This is a genomic window from Tessaracoccus caeni (assembly GCF_029211185.1).
GTDB lineage: Bacteria > Actinomycetota > Actinomycetes > Propionibacteriales > Propionibacteriaceae > Arachnia > Arachnia caeni.
The window spans coordinates 450,226-462,570 of the sequence record NZ_JARGDO010000001.1 but is presented as its reverse complement, the minus strand read 5'-3'; the positions used below and the strand labels follow the sequence as shown (position 1 = coordinate 462,570).

At 68.1% G+C, this 12,345-nt stretch carries 10 protein-coding genes; 7 read left to right on the top strand and 3 right to left on the bottom strand.

Annotation, left to right across the window (positions count from 1 at the left end; all coding sequences use genetic code 11):
- Nucleotides 1-6: 6 nt before the first annotated feature.
- From P0D62_RS02150 to P0D62_RS02140, 3 genes are all read left to right on the top strand, one after another.
- On the top strand, nt 7-210 hold the full coding sequence (locus P0D62_RS02150; RefSeq protein WP_275700957.1) for a hypothetical protein: 204 nt from the start codon (nt 7-9) through the stop codon (nt 208-210).
- 103 nt (nt 211-313) lie between these two features.
- Nucleotides 314-1,540 (top strand): phosphoribosylamine--glycine ligase, encoded by a 1,227-nt coding sequence (gene purD / locus P0D62_RS02145; RefSeq protein ID WP_275700956.1) that lies wholly within the window; start codon nt 314-316, stop codon nt 1,538-1,540.
- Nucleotides 1,541-1,581: 41 nt separating this feature from the next.
- Nucleotides 1,582-2,685, top strand: a complete 1,104-nt coding sequence (locus tag P0D62_RS02140) for a DUF3048 domain-containing protein (protein WP_275700955.1) — start codon at nt 1,582-1,584, stop codon at nt 2,683-2,685.
- Here P0D62_RS02140 and P0D62_RS02135 read toward each other — a convergent pair.
- A complete protein-coding gene (locus P0D62_RS02135; RefSeq protein WP_275700954.1) occupies nt 2,682-4,625 on the bottom strand; it encodes an acyl-CoA dehydrogenase family protein in 1,944 nt (647 codons plus the stop codon). The genes P0D62_RS02140 and P0D62_RS02135 overlap by 4 nt on opposite strands.
- Complete coding sequence (locus P0D62_RS02130; RefSeq protein WP_275700953.1) at nt 4,625-5,269, bottom strand: TetR/AcrR family transcriptional regulator; 645 nt, start codon at nt 5,267-5,269, stop codon at nt 4,625-4,627. Before P0D62_RS02130 ends, P0D62_RS02135 begins: the two co-directional genes overlap by 1 nt.
- 74 nt (nt 5,270-5,343) lie before the next feature.
- Between P0D62_RS02130 and P0D62_RS02125 the strand changes: the two genes are divergently transcribed.
- The 3 genes from P0D62_RS02125 to P0D62_RS02115 all read left to right on the top strand — a co-directional run bounded on the left by P0D62_RS02125 (nt 5,344) and on the right by P0D62_RS02115 (nt 9,020).
- The gene (locus tag P0D62_RS02125; protein WP_275700952.1) at nt 5,344-6,591 is read left to right on the top strand and encodes an acetyl-CoA C-acetyltransferase; all 1,248 of its coding nucleotides are present in this window, start codon (nt 5,344-5,346) and stop codon (nt 6,589-6,591) included.
- A 5-nt stretch (nt 6,592-6,596) separates the two neighbouring features.
- Complete coding sequence (locus P0D62_RS02120; RefSeq protein ID WP_275700951.1) at nt 6,597-7,988, top strand: 3-oxoacyl-ACP reductase; 1,392 nt, start codon at nt 6,597-6,599, stop codon at nt 7,986-7,988.
- Nucleotides 7,989-8,165: 177 nt separating this feature from the next.
- Complete coding sequence (locus P0D62_RS02115) at nt 8,166-9,020, top strand: MaoC family dehydratase (protein WP_275700950.1); 855 nt, start codon at nt 8,166-8,168, stop codon at nt 9,018-9,020.
- A 99-nt stretch (nt 9,021-9,119) separates the two neighbouring features.
- On the opposite strand, the gene P0D62_RS02110 is transcribed toward P0D62_RS02115, so the two are convergent.
- A complete protein-coding gene (locus P0D62_RS02110; protein ID WP_275700949.1) occupies nt 9,120-10,604 on the bottom strand; it encodes a PQQ-binding-like beta-propeller repeat protein in 1,485 nt (494 codons plus the stop codon).
- An 83-nt stretch (nt 10,605-10,687) separates the two neighbouring features.
- Here P0D62_RS02110 and purB point away from each other — a divergent pair, with 83 nt between their 5' ends.
- A complete protein-coding gene (purB, locus tag P0D62_RS02105) occupies nt 10,688-12,118 on the top strand; it encodes an adenylosuccinate lyase (protein WP_275700948.1) in 1,431 nt (476 codons plus the stop codon).
- Nucleotides 12,119-12,345: the final 227 nt, after the last annotated feature.

The window sequence follows — 12,345 nt, the reverse complement described above, 5'->3', positions numbered from 1 at the left end:
AGGGCCGTGTCCCGACGGCTGGTTTGGAGCCTGACCGCGCTGATCGTCGTGTTCATGATCGGCACGCTCGTCGTCGCGATCTGGCAGGAAGACCTCGGCTGGGGCTGGTGGTGGGCCGTGCCCGTGGGCGGCGGCTTCGTTTTGGCCATCCTCGGCTTCCGCGTGTTAGTACAGCGCGCCCAGGAGGCTGAGCGTCGCGAGGACGAATGATGAGAAACGCACACTCGACGCCCTGACAGGGACGAATTTCGCGGAATCGCGATCGAGGGTGCGTTTCTCATGGTCGGCGGCGGAGGGCACTAGGCTGAGGCGCGTGAAGATCCTTCTGCTTGGTTCCGGCGGGCGCGAGCACGCGCTGGCCCGGTCACTCGTCGCCGATCCGTCCGTCACCGCGCTTCATGCTGCTCCGGGCAACCCCGGCATCGGTGCGCTGGCCGAGTTGCATGCCATCGACGCGAACGATCCCGCCGCCGTCGTGGCGCTGGCGCGCGAACTCGGCATCGACCTGGTCGTGATCGGCCCCGAGGCCCCGCTGGTGGCGGGCGTCGCCGACGCTCTGCGCGAGGCCGGCTTCGATGTGTTCGGACCGAGTCAAGAGGCAGCCGTGCTGGAAGGATCGAAGGCCTTCGCCAAAGAGGTGATGCGCGCCGCGGGCGTGCCCACGGCCGACTCCCGCGTGTGTGAGACGCCGGAACAGGCCGCCGCTGCGCTCGACGAGTTCGGTGCGCCGCATGTCGTCAAGGACGACGGGCTGGCCGCGGGCAAGGGCGTCGTGGTTACGGACGATCGCGACGCAGCCCTGGCGCACGCAGCCTCCTGCGGGCGCGTCGTGATCGAGGACTTCCTTGACGGACCCGAGGTGTCGCTGTTCGCCGTCTGCGACGGTGAACGCGCCGTGCCGCTGATGCCGGCGCAGGACTTCAAGCGCGTCGGCGACGGCGACGCCGGCCCCAACACCGGCGGCATGGGCGCCTACGCCCCGCTGCCGTGGGCGCCCGAGGATCTGGTGGACGAGATCATGCGCGACGTGGTGAACCCCACCGTCGCCGAGATGGCGCGCCGCGGAACGCCCTTCGTCGGCCTGCTCTACGCCGGACTCGCGCTCACCTCGCGCGGGCTGCGTGTCGTCGAGTTCAATGTGCGCTTCGGCGACCCGGAGACCCAAGCGGTGCTGGCCCTGCTCAAGACGCCGCTGGCCACCGTGCTGCGCGCGGCCGCCCGAGGAGAACTGAGCACGCTGCCGCCGCTGGAGTGGCATGACGGAGCTGCCGTCGTGGTGGTGTCGGCGGCCGCCGGCTACCCGGGAACCCCGACCACAGGGGGCGCGATCGTGCTGCCCGACGACGAAGACGACGCCTACGTCCTGCACGCGGGAACCCGCATCGTCGACGATCAGCTGGTCGCCTCCGGGGGGCGGGTGCTCGGCACGATCGCCCGCGGAGTCGACCTCGATCAGGCCAGGGAACGCGCGTACGCCCATCTGGCTCGCATCGATTTCGCCGATGGGTTCCACCGCGGCGACATCGGGGTGCCCCACTGACTCGCTAGGCTGATTCACGGCCGAGCAACGAGGGAGCTGCTGTGGAGACATCAAGGCGAGCGGTCCTGATCGCGGGAGCGGGTGCGATGGGTGCCGCCGCGGCTGCCTGTGCACCCAAACCGGATCCGGTGACGCCCACTCCCACCCCCTCGCCGACGCCCGTCGCCAGCCCGTCTCCGTCCCTTTCGGTCGCGCCGGTTCCGGTGGCGCCGCTGACGGGGCTGCCGCTCGTCGACGAGGCCATCATGAGTCGGCCGGCGGTGGCGTTGAAAGTGCCGAACCTTCAATCCGAGCAACCGCAACGGGGGCTGCTCGAGGCCGACATCGTGTTCTGCCAACCCAACGACTACGGCGCGACCCGCCTGGCGCCGGTGTTCCACAGCCGATACGCCGACGCTGTGGGCCCCATTCGCTCGATCCGGCCGGCCGACGTGCCGCTGCTCTCGCCCCTGCGTCCCGTCTTCGGAAACACCGGCGCCGCTGACTGGGTGCTGGCCTATACCGACGAGCATGCCGAGTATCTGGAGCGGATGACCTACCTCGACTGGCGAGGCACCGGCGCGTACAGCGTCGACCAGGACCGGTTGTACACGGTCAGGGGAAAGACGCAATACGATCGCGCGATCCAGGCGCATCCCGCGAGGATGGCCGAGTTGGCGGAGCGCAACACCGAGGCGCCCGAGCCGTATTTCTCGTTCGCGCCAACCGCGGAGGCCGCGTCGACGGCCACGGGTAGCGCGGCCACCAGCCTCGTCATTCCCTATGGGTCGGGGCACGAATACGACATGACCTACGAGTACGACGCCGCGAGCAACTCCTACCTGCGCAGCCAACCCTGGGGCGAGCACATCCTGGCCGATGGCGAACGCGTGACCGCTGATGCCGTGCTCATCATCGTCGCGCCGTGGGAGATGGGGCGCATCGGCAACGGCACGCACGCGGATGATCCGATCCTGGAGATCATCGACGCCGCCGGGGACTTCCACTATGCGCATGGCGGCAAAGTGGTCACGGGACGCTGGGGCAAGGGCACCGTCGGGGAGCCCTTCAACTTGAGGCTGACCGACGGCTCGTCGCTGCTGATGGCTCCGGGTCGGACCTGGGTCGAGTTGCCCTCGCCCCAGGCCGACCTGCAGTTTTCCTAGGCCTCGATCAGCGGCGGGACGGCGTCGGTGGAGAGCCAGTGCCGCGGCATTCCGAGGCCCTCGGCCAACGGGCCGGCCTTGGTTCGCAGCTCCCCGCACAGCGCGTCGACGGCGCGCGTGATCAGCTTGGAGCGCTTGGGGTCGAAGGCCTCATGCTCCATGTACCAGGCGCGGTTGGCCTCGATGGTGGACAGCGCGTAGAGATCGCACACCTTGACGAGCAGCGAGGTGACGTAGTCGTCCGTGCAGTCGTCGATGCCTTGGATGAAGGCCTCCAGCACGACGCGGTCGATGTGGGCGCGGGCGGCCTCGAGCATGTGGGTCTGGCAGGCGTTGATGGCCTGCCATTGGGCCTCGCCCTTGAGCTTGCCGGCAGCGCGCATCCGCTGCGCCAGGCCCTCGGTGATGTGGCGCTCGCGGAACTCGAACATCTGGACGTGCCATCCGCGCGCGAGCAGCTGACGGTCCTCCGGGGTGCGCTTGGCGGTGGCCACCAGGCGGTCGATGAGGGAGCGCGCCGTGGTGCGTTCCATGACGGCGCCGCCGATCAGCTTGGCGGTGGCCTGGGCGGCGCCGCGCAGATCCATGTCGCCCCAGGTCGACTTATAGTCGAGCAGCAGGGCCTTGGCGACAAGCTGCAGCAGCACGGTGTTGTCGCCCTCGAAGGTCGCGAAGATGTCGACGTCCTGGCGTGGCAGGGTGATGCCGTTGCCGCTCATGTAGCCGGCACCGCCGCACGCCTCGCGGCAGGCCTGGATGGTGTCGGTGGCGAAGCGGGTGAGCGCCGCCTTGATGCCGGCCGCGCGGGTCTCCAGCTCCCTGGCCGCCCTGGGATCGGCGCCCTCGGCGTCCTGGACGCGCTGCAGCTGCATCGCCAGCTCGTTGACCGCGAAGCCGTACGCGTAGGCGGTGGCGACGGCAGGCAGCAGGCGACGCTGGTGCGTCAGGTAGTCCAACAGCGGGATCTCGTCGCCCAGACCCGGTGCGCGGAACTGGCGGCGACGCGTCCCGTAGTCCACGGCGATCGTCAGCGCCTTGCGTGCGGCGGCGGCCGCCCCGGCTCCGACGCAGATCCGGCCGCGCACCAAGGTGCCGAGCATCGTGAAGAAGCGGGCGTTCTTCGATGCGATGGGCGAGTGGTAGGTGCCCTCGTCGTCGACGCCGCCGTAGCGGTCGAGCAGCATCTGACGGGGCACCCGGACGTGGTCGAAGCGGATGGTGCCGTTGTCGATGCCGAGCAGGCCACCCTTGTGGCCGTGGTCGCCGCAGGTGACGCCGTCGAGCGGGCTGCCGTCGTGCGACCGAATCGGGACGAGGATCGCGTGCACGCCGTGGTGCTCCCCGTCGACGAAGAGCTGCCCGAACACCACGGCCATCCGGCCGTCGCGAGCCGCGTTGCCGATGTAGGCCTTGGTGGCCTGCGGGGTGGGGGAGTCCACCTCGAACTCGTCGCTGTCGGGGAGGTAGGTGATGGTGGTCTCCACCGACTGCACGTCCGAGCCATGACCCAGTTCGGTCATCGCGAAGCAACCAGGCAGCGAGACGTCGATGGCGCCGGGGAGGAAGGTCTCGTGGTGCCACTGCGTGCCCAGGTTGGTGATGGCGCCGCCGAACAGCCCGTGCTGGACGCCCGACTTGATGGTCAGTGACAAGTCGCCCATGGCGAGCATCTCGAAGTTGGCGACCGACTCGGCGACGCTGCCCCTGCCGCCCTGCGCGGCGGGGAAGCCCGCGGTGACGAACTGGCGGCGAGCGACGCGGATCACCCGGTCCAGCGTCCAGTCGCGGGCCTCCTCCAGGCTAAGCGTGGGATCGCGGACGACGTCGTCCGCGGTGATCTCATCGCGCCACCTTTGCTTGATCTCATGGAACGGTCCGTCGAGGGCCGTGCGGAGGGCGTCTCCGGTGGGAGTGATGGTCATCTTCTGCTCCTTGAACATCAATTGCTCCTTGCATCACTGCTGGCGGGTGAGGGGGTGAAGGTGGCGGCAAACATCTGGTCGATGAAACCCACGACGTCTTCTCGTGGTCTGGTGTGCTGGGTCAGGATCCAGCGGTCGGCGACGGCGTAGACGAAGCCGACGACGCCGTGGCCCCAGGTGTTGGCGGCCTGCTCGTCGAGGTTGTTGCGACGCAGCCAGCTCGCCATGGCGCGCGAGATCTCGTTGCCGATCCGGGCGGTGATGCCCAGTACGGGGTGCTCGTCGCCGGCGTCGGCGCTGGGACGGGTGATCACGAAGGCGTAGATGTGCGGGTCGCGCTCCACGAGCGAGAGGTAGGCGTCGGCGAGTTCGTGGATGAGCTCACGGGGCTCGAGCGACTCCACATCGCCGAGCGGGAGGCTCTGGAAGATGAACGCGTGGGTGGCTTCGACGATCGCCTGATGCAGTCCGAACTTGGTGCCGAAGTGGCGGTAGAGCACGGGCTTGGAGGTCTTGGCCTGGGCCGCGATCTCGTCCATGCCGACGCCCGGGCCGTGCAGGCGGATCGCGCGCAGCGCCTCATTGATCAGTTCGCGGCGGCGCTCTTCATTGTGCTGCTCCCAGCGCGCGGCGCGCCCGTCGACCTCTTTGACAGTATTCACGAAACTCACAGTATCCGATACGTCAAGTATCTGGTACGTTGAATTTCGGACGACCCGATCGAGAGGATCAGACGATGACGCTAGGCGCCGCAGTGGTGGTGGGGGGAAACCGGACCCCCTTCGTCAAGGCCGGGGGCAAGTACGCTTCCGCGTCCGCGCAAGACCTGTTCACCGCGGCCCTGGACGGGCTGGTCGCGAGATTCGGGCTGTCCGGCGCGGCGCTCGGCGAGGTGGCGGGAGGAGCGGTGCTCAAGCACACCCGAGACTTCAACCTCACCCGTGAGGCGGTGCTCGGCTCGGCGCTGTCGCCGCTCACCCCCGCCGTCGATATCGCGCAGGCCTGCTGCACCAGCCTCGAGGCTGCGGTCTACATCTCCAACAAGATCCGGCTGGGCCAGATCGATACCGGGATCGCGGGCGGCGCAGACTCGGCCTCCGACGCCCCTATCGTCGTCACCGAAGGACTCCGCCGCGCCATCCTGGCGGCAAACCGTGCGCGGTCGCTGGGGGAGCGGTTGAGGGCTCTGTCCACCATCCGGCCGGGGAATCTGGTGCCGGTTCCGCCGGGCGTCGTGGAGGCTCGCACAGGGCTGAGCATGGGGGAGTCGCAGGCGCTGACCGCCGCACGGTGGGAACTCACCCGCGAGGAGCAGGATGAGCTGGCGCTGGCGTCGCATCGCAATCTGGCGCGCGCCTGGGATGAGGGCTTCTTCGACGACCTCGTCTCGCCCTATCTGGGGGTGACCAAGGACGGCGTGCTGCGGCCCGAGACGTCGATGGAGGCGCTCGCCAAGCTGCGCACTGTGTTCGGCGACAAGGACTCCGCGACGATGACCGCCGGCAACTCGACGGCCCTCACCGACGGTGCCGCCGCCGTGCTGTTGGCGGAAGAGTCGGTGGCCAGGGAGAAGGGCTGGCCCGTTCTGGCCCAGTTCGTGGACGCCCAGGTGGCGGCTGCCGACTACGTCTCCGGCGCCGACGACCTGCTGCTCGCACCCACCCGGGCGTTGCCCGTCCTGCTCGAACGCAACGGCCTGACGCTGAACGACTTCGACTACTACGAGTTCCACGAGGCCTTCGCCGGCACCGTCTGCGCGACGTTGAAGGCCCTGGAGAAGGCCGGCCTCGGCACAATCGACCGCGACCGGGTCAACGTCAACGGATCGTCGCTGGCGGCCGGGCATCCCTTCGCCGCCACGGGCGCCCGGATCGTCGCCACGCTGGCCAAGATGCTGCATCTGAAGGGGGCGGGCTCGCGCGGCCTGATCTCCATCTGCGCTGCCGGCGGCCAAGGGGTCGTCGCGATTCTGGAAGGGAAGTGACGCGCGTGTCCAGCCTGCTCGAAAGCCTGTACACCTCGCCCGTCGGCAAGTTCGTCGCGGGCAAGGCGGGGTTGAGCGATCCGCCACTGCTGCGTCGCGGGCGACGGATGCCCGCGGGGCCGGTGGTGCTCGGCGAACTGGAAGGCGGTGGGATTGCCGCCGAGGTGCTGGGTCTCTTGAATGTGCCCTTCGAGGAGGCGCTGCGCGACGTGCCTGAGGCTCGCACCCTCGACGACAAGGGACGAGAGCGCGCGCCGCGCTACCCCGTGCGTCCCGGCGCGCTGATCGTTGACGCCACGGGCGTGCGCACGATCGACCAACTCGAAGGGCTGCGCCAGCTGCTTCGGCCCGTCATGCGAGGGCTCGAGCGTTCGGGCCGGATCATCATCCTGGCCACCGACGCGTCTGCGGTGGACGGACTCGAAGCGAAGGCCGTGGCTCAAGGCATCGACGGCATCAACCGCACCGTCGGCAAGGAACTGCGCGACGGTGCCACCACGAACCTCGTCTTCCTGCTCAAGGACACGCCGGCCGAGGATCTCGCCTCCACGGTGTGGTTCCTGCTGCACGGCCGCTCGGCCTTCGTCGACGGCCAGACCTGGCGCGTGGGGCCGTCGAAGGATCCGCATCCCAGCGTCGACGTGCCGTTCACGGGGCGGATCGTGGTGGTCACGGGCGCAGCCCGCGGCATCGGGGCGGCCATCGCGCGGATCTTCGCGCGCGACGGGGCCACCGTCGTCGCCGTGGACATCCCGGCGGCGGGGGAGTCGCTGGCGGCTGTGGCCAATGAGGTGGGCGGCTCGGCGCTGCAGCTCGACATCACCAGCCCCGACGCCGGCCGGCGGATCACGGAGCACATCGCGCAGGTGCACGGGAAGGACGCTCGGCTGTGGGCGATCGTGCACAACGCCGGCATCACCCGCGACAAGCTGCTCGCCAACCTCGACGAGAAGCGCTGGGCCAGCGTGCTCGACGTGAACCTCCGCGCGGAGATGACCATCAACGAGTATCTGCTGAACAACGACGTCCCCGGATCCTTCGGTGAGAACGGGCGGATCGTCGGCATCGCGTCCACCTCGGGTGTCGCCGGCAACCGGGGCCAGACCAACTACGCCGCCTCCAAGGCCGGGGTGATGGGTTTGGTGTGGGCGATGAAGGAGGAGTTGGCGGGGCGCGCCATCACCGTCAATGCGGTGGCGCCAGGGTTCATCGAGACCGAGATGACCGGGGCCATCCCCTTCGTCCAGCGCGAGATCTTCCGTCGCACCAACTCGCTGAGCCAGGGCGGCAAGCCCGACGACGTCGCCGAGACCATCGCCTACCTCTGCGGCCCTTGCTCCGGCGGGGTCGACGGCCAGGTTATCCGCGTCTGTGGCCAGAACCTGATCGGGGCCTGACATGCGTCCGATCAACCTCCCCCGTATCCAGGAAAATCGGCCAATGGCCCATTTTCCGGTGTCTGATGCCGAAAATCGGCCAGTAGCCGATTTTCCTGAATTGCTGCGGACGGTGGGTGTGACGGTCGCTGAGGTGCGAGGAACGAGCCTCGAAGCGACGGACAGGGGGAGGTCGTGATGACTGACGTTCGCACCTACGCGGAGGCGCCCAGCGTCAACAAGCTGTTCGTGAAGGCGACGCTGGGCGGCAAGGGGTCGGCGCGCCCGGGCGACTTCCCGGATCGCGCCGCGTTGATCGACGATCATCGCCTCGACGTGGAGCCCTACGTTCGCTACGCCCGGGTCACCGGCTTCGCCGTGCGCGACGTCGTGCCGCCCACCTGGCTGCACGTGCTGACCTTCCCGCTCCAGATGGCGCTTATGGCCGAGGCCGACTTCCCCTTCGGGCTGGCCGGCCTGGTGCACGTGCGCAACGACATGGAACTGTTGCGGCCGGCTCGGATCGGCCAGAAGGTGCGTCTGATGGCGCGCGCGGAGAATCCTCAGCCGCACGCCAAGGGCGTCATCTTCGACATGGTCGGCACGGTGCACATCGACGATCACCTGGCCTGGCGCGGCGTCAGCCAGTATCTGGCCCGAGGTGCGAAGCTGCCGGGCGAGCCTCCGACGGCGGTGCGTGAGACCGCCCCGGAGGCGCCCGACGCGCAGCAGTGGCGACTGCCCCCAGACCTCGGCCGGCAGTACGCGGCGGTCAGCGGCGACGCCAACCCGATCCACCTCAGCCCCGTCACCGCGCGACTCTTCGGCTTCCCGCGTCCGATCATCCACGGCATGTGGACCCATGCCCGGGCACTGGCCGCCTTCGACGGACACCTCCCCGAGGCCTACCGAGTAGGAGTGCAGTTCACCAAACCGATCTTCCTGCCGGGCAAAGTGCGCTTCGCCCAAGCGCGGGAGGACGGTATCACTCGCTTCGTGGTGCGCGGCAAGGAGAACAAGCCGCACCTGATCGGTCGCATTTCGGCGTTGTGAACCGGGATGGAGAATCTCCGGCTACGGATATGGTGCGATCTGTGAAATAGGTACAGATCGCGCCATATCCGTAGCCGAAGGTTCGGCACCCGGCGCTTTTCATGCCACGCGTACCCCGATCAACCGATCCGGCATCGAGATCACATGCACCTCCCCGGCGAGCCTACCGGCCTGCTCCACCTGAGAAGCGGTCCAATCCGGTAGCTCCGCTCCCGACTGGTCGCAGGGGTACCGGCCCTTGCCCGCGCCGTATGAGCCGGGCTCATCCCCCCAGGTGGGAAGGAAGCGCTCCCTGTCGCGTTCGCACACGAAGAGGTCTTGCGGCTCGGCTGGTCTCGCTGCACCCGTTCTCGGATCGACGAGCGTCACGGATGTTCCTGTTGATGGGATGATGATCTCCTCCTCTTGCGAGACGAAGCTCCAGCCCTTGTCGGGGGCATGCAGGAGGTCAGCGCTGAGTCGGTGCTCCCAGACGGTGGTGCCTTCGTGTAGGTCGAGTCCCACGAGTGACATGGCAACGTCCTTGTAGTCCTCTGACAAGGAGCCATCCTCCTCCCAGGTCATACGCGCTTCGCCGGAGGCATAGCGGCAGCCGATGATCCGGTTCGCCTCATCGAGATAGTTATCTACTGCGAACGGGCAGAGATCAGTTGCTGGAGAGCGCCAGAGGATCTCCCCTTCCTCCTTGGAGATAGCCACCAGCGAGGAGTCGCTCAACGGGAACGTAAAACTCTGCTCAACGAACTGGTCGCGCCATATGTGTCCGAGACCGACAACGGGATCGTGGTCGTCATCTGAGTACCATGCCCAGCCGGCGTCAGACGAGGTGTCGGGGCCAAAGAGATCGTGGTAGTCGTACTCCCACAGCACCTTGCCGTCCGCGATGTACCCCAGCCCTTCCGTTTCCTCGGGCGAGCGTTCGTTGGTTGAGTAAACCCGGTCCCCGACCATCCTCGAATTCGTGGGTTGGGGGTAGTCACCGACGGGATCGATAGTGCTCGCGTTGACATCCACCCGGACCTGGCCGTACGCGCCGCTTTCGTTGAACATCCCCTGGATGCAGAACGTCGGCTCCGGGTCGTCGAGGCATTCGGAGGGAAGCGAAATGGCCCAGACGCGGTGCTCCCGGAGACCCCGGATCCCGCCGGTGACTGCGTCAGCGAGCACTACCCCGGTCCATCCGCCGTCGGCTTCGCTGAGGAAAGCGGTCCAGCTCTGTCCCTCGTATTCACGCACTGCGGCATTGATCGACATGCCGAAGGGAATCCCTCCCAACGATGCAGGGTGCGACCAGATCTTGGTGCCCGTGGCGGGGTCGAAACCGGCGAGGGCGATGCCTCTGTTGGTGCGGATATAGCTGACCACCACGTCGTCGCTGACCCACGGCTTACCGATGGGGGACTCCTCGGTCTCCCACGCCACGGTGACTGTGGGCTCCGGGCTTTCGGTCGGCGTCGGTTCGGGGGACGGGGTTTGTGACGCGTCCGGTACGCAGGCTGTCAGGACAAGGAGGAACGCGAGGGCTGCGGAAAGGGACGGGCGGCTCATGGATGCTCCTCTGGAATCGGCCGAGCTGTGCGCCAAAATCTAGCCGCGGACTCAGAGCATTTGTAGGTGCCCTTCGTGCGTTGTGGATAACCCGCCGTGCGCCACTAGACTCGGCGCCCATGAGCGTTCCCAACGTGCTGGCCAACCGTTATGCCTCCCCCCAGATGCGCGAGATCTGGGCTCCCGAGGCGAAGATCGTCGCCGAGCGCCGGCTGTGGCTGGCAGTGCTGCGCGCCCAGCGCGACCTGGGCGTCGACTTCGGCGGCGCGAACCCCGACGAGGTGATCGCCGCCTACGAGGCCGTGATCGACGACGTGAACCTGGCCTCCATCGACGCCCGCGAGCGCATCACCCGGCACGACGTGAAGGCCCGCATCGAGGAGTTCAACGACCTCGCTGGCCACGAGCACGTGCACAAGGGCATGACCTCGCGCGACCTCACCGAGAACATCGAGCAGCTCCAGGTGCTGCGTTCCCTCGACGTGATCCGCACCCGGGTTATCGCGGCTCTGGCCCAGCTGGCCCGCCTGGCCACCCAGTACTCCGAGCAGCCGCTGACCGGCCGCTCGCACAACGTCGCCGCTCAGATCACCACGCTCGGCAAGCGCTTTGCGACCGTCGCCGACGAGCTGCTGGTGGGCCTGGACCGCCTCGACGACCTGATCGGCCGCTACCCGGCGCGCGGCATCAAGGGCCCCGTCGGCACGGCCCAGGACATGCTCGATCTCCTGGACGGCGACGCCGCCAAGCTCGCCGAGCTCGAGCGCCGCGTCACTGAGGAGCTCGGCTTCCGCGCGGTGTTCACCTCCACCGGCCAGGTCTACCCGCGCTCCCTCGACTACGACGCGCTCACCGCCCTCGCGCAGGTGGCGGCGGCCCCGTCGAACCTGGCCACCACCATCCGGCTGATGGCCGGCATCGAGCTGGTGACCGAGGGCTTCAAGGAGGGCCAGGTGGGCTCGTCGGCGATGCCGCACAAGATGAACACCCGCTCCTGCGAGCGCGTCAACGGGATGGCCGTGATCGTGCGCGGCTACGTCTCGATGATCGGCGAGCTGGCCGGCGACCAGTGGAACGAGGGTGACGTGTCCTGCTCCGTGGTGCGCCGCGTCGCGCTGCCTGATGCGTTCTACGCCCTCGACGGCCTGTTCGAGACCTTCCTCACGGTGCTCGCCGACTTCGGCGCCTTCCCCGCCGTGATCGAGGCCGAGCTGGAGCGCTACCTGCCGTTCCTCACCACCACCAAGGTGCTGATGGCGGCGGTGCGCAAGGGCGTCGGCCGTGAGGTGGCGCACGAGGCCATCAAGGAGCACGCGGTGGCTGTCGCGCTGGATCTACGCAAGGGAGCCAAGGACAACGACCTGCTCGACCGGCTGGCCGCCGACGAGCGCATCGGGCTGACTCGCGACGAACTCGGTTCGCTGGTCACCAGCCCCATGGAGCTGGCCGGCACCGCCACCGACCAGGTCGCGCGCCTGGCCGCCCGGATCGCCGAGCTGGTCGACGCCAACCCGGAGGCTGCCGCCTACCGCCCGGGTAGCGTCCTGTAGTTCTCGGGGCGCGCATCATTCCGGACGTTGAGTTGCGACGAAGCGACCCGGCTGGTGGTCTAACGACGGTCTCTGCTCAGGGGCACGCTCCTTTCGAGGCTCGTTCCTCGCACGATCCAAGGAGCGTGGGGTGATCACGGTCGTTGAGGTGCGAGCGCAAGCGAGCCTCGAAGCGACCCAACGCGCAGCCGAAGGACGGTCTCCGCCCAAGGTCGCGCTCCTTTCGA